General features: G+C 70.3%; 11 protein-coding genes. 6 read left to right on the top strand and 5 right to left on the bottom strand.

Translation table 11 applies throughout. The features are described from left to right. The first annotated feature begins 289 nt into the window (after positions 1-289). On the top strand, positions 290-1,198 hold the full coding sequence (locus WME90_RS17095) for an SGNH/GDSL hydrolase family protein (RefSeq protein WP_437282202.1): 909 nt from the start codon (positions 290-292) through the stop codon (positions 1,196-1,198). 45 nt (positions 1,199-1,243) lie between these two features. On the opposite strand, the gene WME90_RS17090 is transcribed toward WME90_RS17095, so the two are convergent. Genes WME90_RS17090 through WME90_RS17080 form a run of 3 tightly spaced genes read right to left on the bottom strand, consistent with a single transcriptional unit; the run spans position 1,244 to position 4,343 of the window. Further along, entirely contained in the window at positions 1,244-2,386 is a 1,143-nt protein-coding gene (locus tag WME90_RS17090) for an aromatic ring-hydroxylating oxygenase subunit alpha (RefSeq protein ID WP_437282201.1), read from the bottom strand. A gap of 52 nt (positions 2,387-2,438) precedes the next feature. Next, entirely contained in the window at positions 2,439-3,215 is a 777-nt protein-coding gene (locus WME90_RS17085; RefSeq protein ID WP_437282200.1) for a hypothetical protein, read from the bottom strand. A gap of 36 nt (positions 3,216-3,251) precedes the next feature. Further along, positions 3,252-4,343: a latent transforming growth factor beta-binding protein gene (locus WME90_RS17080; protein WP_437282199.1), complete on the bottom strand. Its 1,092-nt coding sequence runs from the start codon at positions 4,341-4,343 to the stop codon at positions 3,252-3,254. A 954-nt stretch (positions 4,344-5,297) separates the two neighbouring features. On the opposite strand from WME90_RS17080, the gene WME90_RS17075 reads away from it, so the two are divergent. Further along, a complete protein-coding gene (locus WME90_RS17075; protein WP_437282198.1) occupies positions 5,298-7,013 on the top strand; it encodes a hypothetical protein in 1,716 nt (571 codons plus the stop codon). Between the two features lie 220 nt (positions 7,014-7,233). Here WME90_RS17075 and WME90_RS17070 read toward each other — a convergent pair whose 3' ends face one another. Both WME90_RS17070 and WME90_RS17065 read right to left on the bottom strand, forming a co-directional pair. Continuing rightward, a complete protein-coding gene (locus WME90_RS17070; RefSeq protein WP_437282197.1) occupies positions 7,234-8,559 on the bottom strand; it encodes a sialate O-acetylesterase in 1,326 nt (441 codons plus the stop codon). A 236-nt stretch (positions 8,560-8,795) separates the two neighbouring features. Beyond that, positions 8,796-9,470 carry a universal stress protein gene (locus WME90_RS17065; protein WP_437282196.1) on the bottom strand — a complete coding sequence of 225 codons (675 nt, stop codon included), beginning with the start codon at positions 9,468-9,470 and terminating at the stop codon, positions 8,796-8,798. Between the two features lie 308 nt (positions 9,471-9,778). On the opposite strand from WME90_RS17065, the gene WME90_RS17060 reads away from it, so the two are divergent. The 4 genes from WME90_RS17060 (at position 9,779) to WME90_RS17045 (ending at position 15,288) form a co-directional block, all read left to right on the top strand. Beyond that, positions 9,779-10,570, top strand: a complete 792-nt coding sequence (locus WME90_RS17060; RefSeq protein ID WP_437282195.1) for a CBS domain-containing protein — start codon at positions 9,779-9,781, stop codon at positions 10,568-10,570. Between the two features lie 331 nt (positions 10,571-10,901). Next, on the top strand, positions 10,902-11,312 hold the full coding sequence (locus WME90_RS17055; protein WP_437282194.1) for a CBS domain-containing protein: 411 nt from the start codon (positions 10,902-10,904) through the stop codon (positions 11,310-11,312). Between the two features lie 103 nt (positions 11,313-11,415). Continuing rightward, a complete protein-coding gene (locus WME90_RS17050) occupies positions 11,416-13,329 on the top strand; it encodes a GNAT family N-acetyltransferase (RefSeq protein ID WP_437282193.1) in 1,914 nt (637 codons plus the stop codon). 225 nt (positions 13,330-13,554) lie between these two features. After that, positions 13,555-15,288 (top strand): acyl-CoA carboxylase subunit beta, encoded by a 1,734-nt coding sequence (locus WME90_RS17045; RefSeq protein ID WP_437282192.1) that lies wholly within the window; start codon positions 13,555-13,557, stop codon positions 15,286-15,288. The last annotated feature ends 2 nt before the right edge of the window (positions 15,289-15,290 follow it).

Raw genomic sequence — 15,290 nt, 5'->3', positions numbered from 1 at the left:
CGAATTCGACTCTCGTCCGAATTGTTCAGTCCACGACGTGGACGTGACGCCTCGCATCGAGGCATAGGCGAGTATGCCCATACATCGAATCAGCTGGCTCGGGTACACCCTCGCCGTACCAGACGACGATGATTCGAGTCGTGCTTTCCGGCTGAGCGTCGCTTGGCATCCCCCGCAGGCCGTGGAGCGAACGCGGCCGCTGCGATGCATGGATAAATTGTCAACATAAGGCAACGAAGGTCTTTCGAGCCTTGAAACCGCGGCCCCGAGCGGACACTGGAGAAATAAAATGCGGTCGATACGTCGCTATGTCGCTACGAACCTGAGCGTCCTCGGTCTCCTGAGCATCGGCCTTTGGGCCTGTAGTGATGCGAATGACGGCGGTACGCCCTCGACCGGCGGGGGCACACCTGACGGCTCCACCAGCGGCGCCACGAGCGGCGCGGAGGCCACGGCTACGGTCGGCGCGGGCGGAACGGGCCCTGTCGGCGCCGGAGGCTCAGCAGCCGCGAGCACGTCGAGCAGCAGTGGCGCAAGCACCGGGCAGGCCAGCAGCACGGCCGGCGGCGGAGAGACGGGCGACACAGGCGGGGGCTCGGACGAGTGCGTCAAGGGCCAGACCAAGGGAAATCAAGTCGCGGTCATCGGAGAATCGTTCATCGCCGCGACGCACGGCATCACGCAGCAGATCGAGAAGCAGGCCAAGGCCAACGGCTCCCTCGCCGACAACGAGCGCTATATCGACAACTCTGTCAGCGGCACGACGCTGGCCAACGATCAAATCCCCAGCCAGTACCGCAAGGCCGCGGAGAACGGCATGATCAAGTACGTGCTGATGGATGGGGGCGGGAACGACTGCTTGTTGAGAGGGGACGGCGACGCAGCCCTCGCGGCGGCGAAGTCGTTGTTCGAGACGATGGAGAAGGACAACGTCGAAAAGGTGGTCTATTTCTTCTATCCGGACCCCATCGGAAACCAGTACGCGTCGCTCAAGTCCTGCCTCGACACGCTCCGACCGAAGATGAAGGAATTGTGCGACGGGCTCACCTCGCCGAAGTGTTACTGGCTGGACCTTCGTCCGACCTGGAACGGGCACAACGACTATACACAAGACGGAATCCACCCCACCTCTGCCGGTAGCATCGCCACCGGCGATGCAGTCTGGGAAGCGATGGAGAAGAACTGCGTCGCGCAGTGACGAGAGGTCGATGTACGGGCGGCCCCCCGAGGCCGCAAAGCGCGCTCATGCCGTCCCCGCGCCGAACGCCGAGAGGTACCTGCGCGCCACCATGCGGTCGAAGGCGTGAACGCCGTCTTCCACCATGGCGTAGGTCGACGGGGCGTAGCCAGGCGCGCGGATCCCGCGCTGCTGGCGCTCGCAGATCGCGCGATCTTCCCGGTTCACGGCGTCCCAGAAGGCGAACACGTCGCCCGGCTCGAATTCGGGCGTGAACGCCGCAGGGTGGAAGTACGTGTCGGCGATCACGAGCGTCCGGTCGGGCGCGCGCGGCGCGAGCCGGTAGGTGAGCAGGTAGTCGGGCTGGAGGCTCGTGAGCAGGCCCGGAAAGAGCATGGCGTCGCGCACGCGGCGCCGCTCCGCCTCGGGGACGATGAGCGGCCGCGCGCCGGGCGTCGCGCTGGTCGAGACCGTCTCGGCGCCGGGCGCGAGGTCCATGATCCCGCCGAGCCACGGGCCACCCCGGCCCCAGGACACGGCGTTGTCGCACGGGGTCAGCCGCTCCAGCGCGGGGTGTACGCGCGGGAAATGGTGAGACTCCTGAAAGTTCTCCACGCAGAGCTTCCAGTTCGCGCCGACCTCGTACTCCACCCGCCTGCCCCGCCGGAGCGAGCGCAGCTCGGGGCGCGAGAGCCACGGCGGCGCCTCGCCGATCGCGCCCTCGAGCGGCGGCGCGCCAGGATCGAGCGTCACGAAGAGGAAGCCGAAGAGGGCGCCGGCGCGCGCCGGGAAGAGCCCGTGCGCGCCGCGGTCGAAGCCCGGCGGCGCGTGGGGCGCGGCGCGCAGCGCGCCGGAGAGCTCGTAGGTCCAGCCGTGGTACGGGCACGCGAGGTGCGAGAGCCGGCCGCACGCGCCCTCGAGCAGCGTGGCCGCCCGGTGGCGGCAGACGTTGTGGAACGCGCGGATCTCCAGATCGGCGCCGCGGACCACGACGATGCCGGCCGGCGTGAGCGGGGCGAGCAGCCATTCCCCGGGGCGGGCGATCTCGTCCTCGCGGCCGACGCAGAGCCAGGAGCGGCCGAAGATCTCGGCCTGCTCGAAGGCGAACACGTCCTCGTCCCAGTAGGCGCGCGCGGGCAGCGGCCGGGCGCTGGCGAGCGGCGCGAGCACCGCGTCGAGATCGGCGGGGGAAAGAGGGAGCTCCGGCAAGCCGGGCGATGTTACCAGAACGGGGGCGCAGGGAGCGCCGCCCGGGCGCGGCTCAGGGGGTCGGCTGCGCGCCGACGCCGAAGGACAGGTCCGCGTCGTCGACCTCGACGCCGCGGAAGCGCTGCACGTCGACGCACGGCACGTCGACGTGAGGCGGGCACAGATCGCCCTCGCACGTCTCCGTGGTCGTCCGCGTGACGACGCCGCTGACCGTCGATCCGTCGACCGTCATGGAGACGTCCACCCGGAGCTTGGAGATCGCCTTCGTGTCGCTCACGATCCTCCCGAACCTGTCCTCGTCCCCGTCGTTGTCGGCGTCGACGAACTCATCCAAGCCCGCCTCGCGGTCGTCCCGCTTGTCGCCGTCGGTGTCGACCTCGTCGTCGCTCGTCTCGTCCGTGTCGTCCTTGCCGTCCTTGTCGGCGTCGACGAACGGGTCGATGCCGTCCGCGATGCCGTCACGATCGGCGTCGGGGACCATGACGCTGAAGGGGAACTCGATGTCTTCGGACTCGCCCGTGAAGGTGTAAGGGTCGTCGTCGGTGGAGCCCCTCAGCACGATCTCGCCGGCGTCGAGCATCGCGGCGTCGTCGGTCGGGAGATAGAGGAGCAAGGTCTGGCCGTTCCGGAACGTGGTGGCGTCGTACTTCTCCGCGAGGCTCGGCCTGTCCTTGGGGAAGCAGCCGGGCTCCTTCTCGGGTGCCTCGAGGGCGACGCGATACACCACGTAATCGCCGGCGGAGAGGCCCCCGCACGAGGCGACGCCGGCCAGGGACGCCAGGAGCGCGGCGCGGGCCGAGAGCGCACGAACGTTTCGTCGATCAAGCATGTTCATCTCCTCCGCAGCGCTGGGATAAGCCACGGATCAGCACCCGAAGACGCTGGCATTGCCGCACGAGTAATAACACTCATCGCAGTTCAAGCACGCGTCGTAGTTGGAATACACACTCGCCCCCTCCGTATATCTGTCCACGCAGTCGACGATGCACGCGCTGTCCCCGTCCTCGCAGCTCACGATGCACTTGTTGAACTCGACGCAGTCGTCGTTGAGGGTGCACGCGTCGAGCTCGTCCGCGCAGCTCCCCGCGTTCGCGCACGCGACGCACCCGCCCGTACTGTCCCCGCACGCGTCGAGGTCGTCGCAGGTCGAGGGGGCGTTGCAATCGGCGATGTCCGTGCCCTCCGCGCAGAGTCCGGTGCCCTCCGGCTCATCGCACTGGCCGTTGTTCGTGTAAACGCACGGCTCAGCGGTCGCGCAGTCGGCGACGTCGGTGCCCTCCGCGCAGAGTCCGGTGCCCTCCGGCTCGTCGCAGACGCCGTTGTTCGTCTCGGAGCAGGTCGTGGCCGCGCAGTCGACGACGTCGGTGCCCTCCGCGCAGAGCCCGGTGCCCTCCGGCTCCGGCTCGTCGCAGACGCCATCCTGCACGCGGTCGCACGGCGGGAGCTTGCAGTCTTCGACGTCCGTGCCTGCCGGGCACCGGCCCGTGCCCTCGGGCTCGTCGCAGGTGCCGTTGCCGGTGAAGGGACAGAAAGAGAGGCAGTCGGCGGGGTCGGTCCCGGCCGGGCAGTTGCCGGTGCCCTGCGGCTCGTCGCAGATGCCGTCACCCGCGCTGGGGCAGTGGCCGGTGGGATCGAGACAGCCGAGGAGGGCCGCCGCTTGGACGTTGCAGACCTCGGCCAGGTGATGACCGTCAACACACCGGCCTTCCAGTCGGACACAGTCGACGTACGCCGTGTGCTCGTCCTGACAGCGCTTCTCGGACCGCTTGGCGATGGCGTCCTGCTCCGCCTCGCACAGGCCCTCTTTGTCCCCGGAGCAGTCCTCGCAGGCGCAGCGGGCCTCGCAGACCGTCCCGTAGACCGGTTGCTCGGGCTTGCCGTCGTCGCCGCCCGAGCTGGCGCAGGCAGCGAAAAGACCGGCGATCGCTGCTGTGATCATCACGTGTCTGACACGCATGGGGTCTCCTCATCCTCTGGCTGAAACGAGAGGTCGTCCGCCGAGGCGCAGGGCGCCGACGCGACGCGGCAAGGGCGATACGACTTGGCTGGCGCTGCAAGCACCAGGGCACCCTTCAGTTGCGCACACCGCGCTCGACCGCCTCTCGCTTCGGCTGTAACTGTAAAATTCAGTTCGAAGAAAACGGCTACCTATACCAGCTCCGACGGTGACCGGTCAATCATCGAGGCGACGCTCGGCCCGCGGCCGCGAAGGGCGGGACGCCGGGCTGGGCGCTGGGCAACGGAGCATCCGCGTCGGTGCGGCTCGGTGCGGCAGTGCGCGGCGCAGCGCCCGCGGAGCGGCGTTCGGCGTGCGCAACGCGGCGCGAGCCAGGCGATGAGAAGAGGCTTGCTCAATCCATCGATAGGGATGCCTACCCGAGGGAGGCGGGCTTGGCAGTGGCCGCCGCAGCGCTCTGAGCGATGGGGGCGGAACGGCCGAAGCCTCCTGGCGACCGAGAGGTGCGCTCTCGCTCGGCGAGGAGATGAGGAGCGGACGACGAAACCTCACGGAAATCAGGAGGTACGCTCGCGCTCGGCAAGGCGGTGAGGAGGCGAGGAGAAGGGAAACGCGCGTGGCAAGGAGGGCTCGCCGGACGGGTGGAGAAGAGGGCGTCGCGATCGCCAATGCGTGCTCCGGAAGCGTGGAGCGGACGCGACAATCGCGCGCGATCACCCGTCGGAAAGCTGCTCCTTGCGTCGATGGCCCATGACGAGGAAGAGCGCGGACGAGGTAGGATGCGGAGTGCGTGGGTGCTCTCCGCCCAAAAGCGCCGAGAAGGCGTAAACAAGCGTTGGCATCCGCGCCGTTTCGACAGAAGATGCGTGCGCGCACATCGCGCTGCGGCGCCTCGCCTCCGACGGCCGGCACCGCGTCAATGGACCCCTACCGGCTGGAGAGCAGCGGATGAAGATGCGATCTTTGGTGTGTCTCTTCGTTCTAGGCCTGATGACGACGACGGCGTGCGGCGATGACGAGTCGACGGTGGTCATCGGGACCGGGGGCGGCGGGGGTACGGGAGGCGAAGGCGCCACCACGTCCAGCAGCACGACGGGAGCCGGCGGCGACGAGACCGGCGGCGGCGGTAACGGCGGCAGCGACACGGGCGGCGGCGGCACGGGCGGCGCCAACACGGGCGGCGCCGGCGGTGCGGGCGGCAGCAATACCGGCGGCGGCGATGCCGGCGGCGGTGGTGCAGGCGGCGGTGACGGTGGCGGCGCCACCTCGACCTCGGCTGCGTCCACCACGGGCGCTGGCGGCGGCGATGGCGGCGGCGGCGGCGGCGCCACCTCGACCTCGGCCTCGTCCACCACGGGCGCTGGCGGCGGCAGCGCCACCTCGACCTCGGCTGCGTCCACCACGGGCGCTGGCGGCGACGGCGGCGGCAGCGTCACCTCCACCACCTCGGTCACCACCGGCGGCGGCGACGGCGGCGGCAGCGTCACCTCCACCACCTCGGTCACCACCGGCGGCGGCGACGGCGGTGGCAGCGTCACCTCCACCACCTCGGTCACCACCGGCGGCGGCGGCGAGCTCGGCGACAACGGCGTTGCCTGCACCACCGATGCGATGTGCGCCAGCGGCTACTGCTTCACAGAGACCGATACTGGCTTTCCTTCTGGCCTCTGTACCGACGAATGCCTGTCGGACGACGACTGTGGCGGCGGCGCCTGCTACCTGTTGGAGCCGGACTTCGGCATCTGCACAGCCGCGTGCGAGACGTCGGCGGACTGCCGCGACGGCTATACGTGCGACGGCGGGGCCTGCTGGATGGGCTGCACCAGCGACGCGCAGTGCTCGGAGGTGGGCTCGTGCCACGAGCTGTCGGGCGGCTGCTACCTTCCGGACGGCAGCGCTTGCACGGCTCGGGGCGAGTGCGGCGGCTATGTCTGCATGACCGAGCTCGAGGACGGCTATCCGGGCGGCTACTGCACGGGCGCCTGCGCCTCGGACGACGACTGCGACGGTGGCATCTGCGCCGTCACAGGCTACTGCGCCGTCGAGTGCGCCACGGACGGCGACTGCCGCGACGCCTATGCATGCAGGAGCGGGTTCTGCACGCCGGCCTGCACCAGCAACGATCAGTGCACGGTCGACGGCGCTACCTGCATTGCGGACGTGGGTTACTGCAGCCCGCCGGTCGGCGAAGGCGCCGACGGTGACGCGTGCACCATGGCCGCCGACTGCGCTGGCGGCCATTGCGTCCCGGAGATCTACTGGCCTGGCGGTTACTGCTGGGGCTACTGTGACGAGGAGACCCCCTGCGCCGGCGGCGGGGTTTGCGCACCGGACGGCACCTGCAACGGCCCTTGCGAGACGTCGGACGACTGCCGCGAGGGTTATGAGTGCACGGTGAATGGCTGCCTCCCGGAGCCGTCCGGCACGGGCGCCGACGGTGCCCCTTGCACCGCGGACAGCGAGTGCGCCGGCGGCTACTGCATGACGGAAGCGTTCGGCTGGCCTGGCGGCTACTGCTGGGGCTACTGTGACGACGAGACCGCCTGCGATGGCGGCGGGATCTGCGCATCGGACGGCACCTGCAGCAGCGATTGCGCGACGTCGGACGACTGCCGCCCCGGCTATGTGTGCACGGTGGATGGCTGCCTCCCGCCGGCGCCGGAGGAATGATCCGGCGACGGGGGCTCGCAGGCGGGTCCGTGCGACGCGACGACGGACCCCTGCGGCTCCCCTGAAGCGATGACCTCCACGTCGCCGTGAGACGCGACAACGAGGCCTCTCCCACGAAGCGCGGCGCGGCTGCTCCACCCCTCCTCTAGCGGGGAGCAGCCGGCGTGGCCGCTCTCCCTCTCTCCCTCTCTCCGCTCTCCGAGGAGGCGTCGCTCGGCGCTCAGCCTGGCTCGCGCCCGCGCGAACGGCGCCGGCGCAGGCCCGCGAGCGCCAGCAGCGCGAGCGCAGCCGCCGCCCCGGAGCCCTGGCCGGCGGCCGTCCGGCAGCCGCAGCCGTCGACCGTGGGCACGAACCCGCCCGAGCTGGCCGCGGTCCCGGTGCTGCTCGTCGCCGCCGTGCTCCCGCTCGATCCGGCCGTGGCGCCCCCTCCCCCTGCGCCAGCGCTCGCGGCGCTGCTCGCCGACGCCGTGCTCCCGCTCGATCCGGCCGTGGCGCCCCCTGCGCCAGCGCTCGCGGCGCTGCTCGCCGACGCCGTGCTCCCGCTCGATCCGGCCGTGGCGCCCCCTCCCCCTGCGCCAGCGCCCGCGGCGCTGCTCGCCGACGACGCGCTCGACGAGCCCTCCTCGCGGACCAGCGCGAGGTACGCGTCGGCGAAGCGCTCGCCGAGGTGCTGGTACGCGGCGGAGTCGAAGTGCCACGCGTCGTCGGGCCGCGGGGTGAGGTCGTCCGTGTCGACCCATGCGACCCGCGGATCCTCCTCGGCCACGGTCACCTGCGCCGCGCGCACCGCGTCGATGTTCGCCTCCTTGCCGACGGCGATGGGCCCGCCGTTCGCGGGGTAGAGGTTGTCGCTGATCCGGCCGAGCACGACCGGGAGCCCGGGGACGCCGAGATCCTCGCGGATCGCCGCGATGAAGCCGCGCAGCGTGTCGCCGTAGGAGAACGCGGCCGTCCACCCCGCCTCGTTCTCGCCTTGCATCCAGACGAGCGCGGCGATCTCGTACGCTTGCCCCTCCGACTCGAGCCGCGCCAGGGCGCCGTCGAGCCGCGTCACCTCCTCGGGGTAACGGAGGGCGCCGGCGCCCTGGTACGTCGCGGAGTCCAAGTTGCCGAGCAGCGCGTGGTAGAGCTGGGATTTGTAGAGCGCCTCGGGATCCGGCGCGAGGCCGCGCCCCCAGTGGTCGACGATGTTGGTGCCCCCCTGCGCCATCTTCACGATCGCGATCCGGTGCTCCGGGTACGCCGCCGCCATCGCGCGGCCGAACGTGATCTCGGGCCCGTAGCGGAGGGGGTCGCCCTTCGGCTCGAGCGGGCCCCAGTCGGTGCTCGTCGCCTCGGCGTACTGCCCTCCCTCGCGCGCGTCCGGGTTGTAGTGGTCGTACCACACATCAGGCTGGCTCTTGAGCTCGGTCGGGAGCTGGCGGCCCACGCCGTAGCCGACCATGTTCGACTGGCCCGCGAGGACGAACACCTTCACCGGCTGCGCGATCGCGGACGCGGAGAGGGACATCACGAAAGCCGCCAGGGCGATGCAAGACCGCTTCATATCGCTTTCTATCGCGTGCGCGCGGCGCAACGTCAACACCGCGGGGTCGCCTTCGCGCTCGACGGGAGAGATCGCGCGGCGCTCCGGCTCAGGGGTCCTCGCGGAGAGAGAGCGGGAGACCGCGAATCGCGAGGATGAGAGCGTCGTTTGCCAGGCGCTCGCCTCGCATCTTCAGGACAGGTGTAGGACGTTTGCGTGCCTGACGGATGCGAAGTCCCGTCGAGCTCGCCTCGCGGTCACGCCCCTTCGGGCGTCGCCTGGTAGGGCGCGCTCGACGCCGCGTAGACCCCGTTGGTCGCGTACGAGTAGCGGTGCGGCCTGACGTGGTGCTCCGCGTGGCGCGCGCACCAGAGCGCTGCGCCGCCGGTCTCTCTCCGGTGCTTCACGCACTCCGGGCAGGGCGGCTCGATCTCGGGGACCCGGCCGGCGGTCGCGTGATCCTTCGGCCGGACGATCCACACGGGGCAGCGCGCGAGCCGGGAGACGCGCTCCGCGACCGAGCCGAGGAGCAGCCGCTCGAGCCCGCGGTAGCCGTGCGAGCCGACGACCACGAGGTCGGCGTCGAGGTCGGCGGCGAGCTGGGCAATGTTCTCGGCCGCGTCGCCGCGGCGGAAGTGGACGACGACGCGCTTCAGCCGCCCGCCGTCGAGCTTGCCGCCCAGGGCGCTCACGCGCTCGCTGGCGCGTTGCTGGAGCTGCTGGAGCGCCACATCGGGCTTGGTGGCCGTCGCGGGCACCCGCGAGAGACCGATGCCGACCCAGCTCTCGGGCTCGACGTAGACCCCGTGCACCTCGGCGTTCTCGTGGCAGCAAGCGGACTCGAGCGCCTGATCCAGCGCTCGGTTGCTCGGCTCCGAGAAGTCGATCCCGACGACGGCGATGAAGCGACTCGTTGCGTTCGCGCTCGACATGACAGCCTCCTCAGCCTCGACGCGAGGCCTTACCAGCGATTGCCTCGCTCTACCCGGCAACCAGCACGCAGCGTGCCATGCGCTCCAGGCCCTTCGCGCGCGCTGTCCTCCTCGCGCGGGCTGGGCTCCTCGCAAGGCAAGCCCGCATCCCTTTCGTCGCAGCGCAAACGCCGCGCGGAGGCGCAGACGTGGCCGCGGCGCGCCAGGGCCGCAGCGGCGCGCCGGGCCGCTCCTGTCGCGTGGCACGAACGGTGCTCATCCCGTGACGGGCCTCGAGCGAAGGACGCAGAGGCGAACGGGAGACGACGATGACAACCCTTGGACCGACCGGCGGAGAGCGCCAGATACCTCACCACACGATCCGGAACGCGCACATCGTTGGAGACGACGGCGAGGAATCGGTCGTGGCGAGCGTCTACTGTCCCTTGCGGGAGCGTTCGACCGCGGTGCGTGAGTGCGAGTCGTGCCGTCGCTTCCACGCGCTGCACTTCGACAAGACCTCGCGCACGACGTCGGTCGTCTGCCATGCGGGTCAGGCGGCGCAGGGCACGGCAGAGGCGGATCCGCTGCGCAGCGTGGGCGTGGACCTGCCGGTGAACCCGGAGACGCCGCTCGCCGGGATCATGACGAGGGACGTGATCTGCGTGAGGCCGGAGGTCCCGCTCGACCAGATCACGACCCTGCTCATCCGCCACGAGATCAGCGGGATGCCGGTCGTGGACGCGGCGGGCAGGCCGGTCGGCATGGTGTCGCGGGCCGACGTCCTCCGGGCAGCAGAGGAGCGCGGCGACACCGAGGAGGCGCGGAGGGTGGCCTCGCGGTCGGGCGAGGCCGCGCCGCTCGAAATGGATCAGGGCTTCCATGTCTACGAGCCCGTCAGCGTCACGGCGCGCGACGTGATGACACCCGTGGTGGTGCAGCTGCACGAGAGCGCGAGCATCCGGCAGGCCGCGTCGCTCATGGCCTACGAGGGCGTGCACCGGCTGCCGGTCGTCTCGGACGACGGCAAGGTCGTCGGCATCCTGTCGTCGCTCGACGTGCTGCGGTGGTTCGGGCGGTGCTGCGGGTACCTGATCCCGCCGGCGCGCAAGAGAGCCTGAGGGACGCCCCCGCCGATGAAGCTCGCGCGCCGCCCCCTCGCGGTGTCACCCCACACCTTCTCTCGATGTCCAGGCGAGCATGAGAGGGACAGGCGCTCATTCGAGTGATGGTCCGTGATGGTAATCCTCACTTTCGGCAAACTCCCCTGCCCGACCGAAGGACCGGGACCCGCCTGGTGGTCCGCATCTTGCAGTCACGTACAGTCACGCGCAGTCACGTGCAGTCAAACAACAACGAACGCATCGCAGGAAACCGGGTCCGTAATCGAACGACGTCGGCTCTATCGACCCGGAGTGATCATCACGGACGCCCAGCACATGGGGAGGCATCATGAGCTCTTCGACCCTTCGCATCCAGGACTACATGACCAAGAGCCCCCACTCGATCGGCGCCGATCAAAAGGTCGCCCTCGCCCGCGCGCTCATGCGCGGACATCGCATCCGGCACCTGCCGGTGCTGAGCGGCGGCCGGCTGGTCGGCATCCTCTCCGAGCGGGACATCTATTGGATAGAGACGCTCAAGGAGCAAGCGGGAGATGAGCTCCTCGTCAGCGAGGCCATGTCGCCCTGCCCCTACGCCGTCGCGCCGAGCGCGCCGCTCGCCGAGGTGGTCCGCGAGATGGCCGAGCGCAAGTACGGCTCGGCGGTGGTGCTGAACGGCACACAGGTCGTCGGCGTCTTCACCACGACCGACGCGCTCGCCGTGCTGGCCGCCCTGCTCACCGAGAGAGAGATCTCCTGACCGGAGGCTCGACCAGCGTGACCGTGGGGCCGGCCATCGCCCGCCCCGGCCCCGCCATAGGCGCGCTGTTCACCCACCCAACGACACCGGAAGAAGGCACACGATGCAGCAGACGATCACGGACTGGCGATCGCGCTTCGGCGACAAGATCAAGACGGCCGAGGAGGCCATCCGCGCGATCCCCCGGGGGCGCCGCATCCTCGTCGGCTCGGGCGCCGCGGAGCCGACCGATCTCGTGAACGCCATGGTTCAGTCCGGCGACCACCTCGCCGACAACGAGATCGTCCACCTGATGACCGAGGGCCCTGCGCCGTACGTCCGTCCCGGTCTGGAGCGGCGGTTCCGTCACACGGCGTTCTTCATCGGCCAGAACGTCCGCGAGGCGATCCACGAGGGGCGCGCCGACTTCATGCCCGTCTTCCTCTCCGAGATCCCGAGCCTGATCCTGTCGCGCCGGGTGCGCATCGACGTGGCCCTCATCCAGGTGAGCCCCCCGGACGCCCACGGCTTCGTCAGCCTCGGCGTCTCGGTCGATATCGTCCGCGCCGCCGTCGACTCGGCGGATCTGGTCCTCGCCGAGGTCAACCCGCGGATGCCCCGCACCCACGGAGACTCGTTCTTGCACGTGGATCGGATAACCCACCTCGTCCCGGTGGACCGCGAGCTCCCCGAGCGCGCGAGCGAGCCGCTCGACGACATCGACCGCGCCATCGGCCGCAACGTGGCGACGCTCGTGCCCGACGGCGCGACGCTCCAGACGGGCATCGGCAAGATCCCGAACGCCGTGCTCGCCGCGCTCGGAGGCAGGAGCGACCTCGGCGTGCACACCGAGATGCTCTCCGACGGCGTGATGGATCTCGTCCAGCGCGGCGTCATCACGAACCGCAGGAAGACCCTCCTGCCCGGGAAGCTCGTGACCTCGTTCCTCCTCGGCAGCCGCGCCCTCTACGCCTGGGCCCACGACAACCCCGTCATCGAGATGCGCGGGTCCGCCTTCACCAACGATCCGCTGACGATCGCCAGGAACGACGGCATGATCGCGATCAACGCGGCCCTCGCCGTCGATCTGACGGGCCAGGTCGCGGCCGACACGCTGATGGGCCGCTTCTTCTCCGGCATCGGCGGTCAGGTCGACTTCATCCGGGGGGCCGCGCGGAGCCGCGGCGGCAAGCCGATCATCGCGCTCCGGTCCACCGCGAAGGACGGCACGATCAGCCGGATCCAGCCGGCGTTCGAGCAGGGCGCCGGCATCGTGACGAGCCGCGGGGACGTGCACTACGTGGTGACGGAGCACGGCGTCGCCGATCTCTGGGGCCGGAACATCCGGCAGCGCGCGCTCGCGCTCATCGAGATCGCCCACCCCGATCACCGCGCCGACCTCCTCGCCGCGGCCAAGCAGCGCCGCTACGTGTTCAGCGATCAGGTCATCTCGCGCGCGGATTACCCGTGGCAGGAGGCGCGGGCGGCGACCCTCCGGTCGGGCGAGGAGCTGCTCTGCCGGCCCGTCAGGCTCTCCGATGAGGCCGCGCTGCAAGATCTCTTTTACCGCCTCTCGGACGAGTGCGTCGTTCGCCGCTTCATGGGTCACGAGCGCGAGCACCCTCATGAGGAAATGCAGCAGCTCGTCAACCTGGATTACGATCAGAACATGGCCATCGTGGCCTGCGCAGGCCCGGAGCGCGAGGCGATCATCGGGATGGCCCGCTACGACGTCGATCCGAAGAACAACCTGGCGGACATCGCCTTCGTGGTTCGCGATGAGTGGCAGGGCAAGGGGGTCGGCACGCTGCTCATGCGGCGGATGGCGGAGATCGCGCGCGCCCGGGGGATCTCGGGGTTCGAGGCCGACGTGCTGCTCACCAACAAGGCGATGATGCGGGTGCTCGAGAAGAGCGGCCTGCGCCTGAGCCTCGATCTCCGGAGCGGCGTTTACCACGTCACCGCTCATTTCGAGCCGCTCACCGCCGTCGACGCGCCGGCAGCCGGGCCGAGCAGCGCCGAGCGCAGCCACGCTTGACTCACCGCGTCTTGACGGAGCGCCGCGCGGACCTGTCGATGCGGGCGCGCGCTGCCCGCGCGCAGCCTGAAGCCCGTCGCCGTGTGGAGCCTCCGGATCGCGCAGCGCGCAGCACCTCGGGCCGAGCCTCGTGCCGCGTCTCACACGCCGAGGCGGGGCGCGCCTCGCCGGGCGCGCGAGGTGCGCCCCAGGATCCTGCCATGATATAGAGCGCCTCGCCCGTCCATGAGCCCTCTTGATCACAACGATGTCGCCGTGAAGCCCTCCGCCCTCGTGCCCTCGCTCGACGATCCGCTCGACGAGGGATCCGGGGAGCCGGCCGCGCCCGCCTCGACGTACGACGCCGCGCTCCGGGAGGCCGAGGAGCTCCGCAGGCGCCCCTATGTCTCCGCGGGCCCGGAGAACATCATCCGGCAGCACGGCAAAGGCCGGATGACGATCTGGGAGCGCATCCGGGTGCTGACGCCCGAGCCGCCGCGGGTCCTCTTCGAGAACTGGGGGCCCAACCTGGACGGCGCCTCGCTGGTCACGGCGATCCTGCGCATCGGCAGCCGCGACGTCGCGCTGTACGGCCACGATTTCACGGTCCGCGCCGGATCGATGGACGCGACGAACGGCCGCAAGCTCGCGCGGCTGTTCCAGCTCGCGGGCGAGCGCGGGATCCCGCTCGTCGGCCTCAACGACAGCGCCGGCGCCTACGTCCCCGCGGGCGTCGGCGGGCTCGACGGCTACGCCGAGGCGTTCGCGGCGCTGCGCAAGATCAGCGGCGTCGTCCCGAGCGTCATGTGCATGTTCGGGTTCAACGCGGGCGGCGGCTCCTACCTGCCGCGGCAGGGCAGCTTCGTCATCCAGCCGGGCGGCACGTTCTTCGGCCTGACCGGGGCGGCGGTCGTCAAATCGGTGCTCGGCGAGGTGGTCTCGCCCGACGATCTCGGGGGCCCGCGCGTCCACGGCGCCTCGGGGGTGGCCGATCTCACGGTGCCAGACGAGGTGGCCGCGCTGCGCACCACCGTCCGGCTGCTCGGTTACCTGCCGAGCAACAACCGCGAGAGCGCGCCTTTCCAGCGGACGAGCGATCCGGTGGGCCGGGAGACGACCGAGATCGACACGCTCCTCCGAAGGACGATCTCGTCTCCGACGGGCTACAATACGCCGCTCGATATCAGCATCATCATCCAGCGCATCTGCGATCACGGCGACTACTTCGAGGTGCAGCCGCAGCGCGCGCGCAACACGATCACGGCGTTCGGGCGGGTCGGCGGGCACGTCGTCGGCTTCGTGGCGAACAACAGCGCGGTCGCGTCGGGTCAGATCGACGTGGCGGCGGCTTACAAGAACGCGCGCTTCATCCGCTTCTGCAACCTCTACAACATCCCGCTCCTCTTCATGGAGGACACCACCGGGTTCCTCCCGGGCAGGGAGCAGGAGGCGATGGGCATCGTACAGGCCGGCCGGGCCATGCTCGACGCGATCATCGACGTGCGCACCCCGCGCATCCTGCTGCTCGTGCGCAACGCGTTCGGCGGCGCGTATGCCTCGTTCAACAACTACGCGACCGGCGCGGACGTCGTGCTGGCGCTCCCCACGACGCGCGTCGCGGTGATGGGCCCTGCTGGCAAGGAGTTCGTCTACAAGGACGAGCTCCGCAAGGTGCGCGCGCAGGCGAGCGCGAGGGAGAAGGCCGGCGTCAAGGAGCGGCTCGGCCGCGGCCTGGACGAGGCGAAGGCGAAGGTCGAGGCCCGCGACGAGGCCGCGGCGTGGCTGAAGGCGAGAGAGGCCGAGTTCAGCGCGCGGTACGAGCGGGAGCTCATGAACCCGCGCGAGGGGCTCAGCCTGGGATCCATCTCGCGGCTCGTGATGCCGCGCGAGCTCCGCTCGGTGATCGCAGAGAACCTCGAGTTCCTGCTGCGGCACTACCAGCCAGGGCCGTTCACCGGTGTTCAGCGGGAGTTCCATTGATC

The organism is Sorangium sp. So ce375 (assembly GCF_051473855.1).
Taxonomy (GTDB): Bacteria; Myxococcota_A; Polyangia; order Polyangiales; family Polyangiaceae; genus Sorangium.
This window is presented reverse-complemented; position numbering and strand designations above follow the sequence as displayed.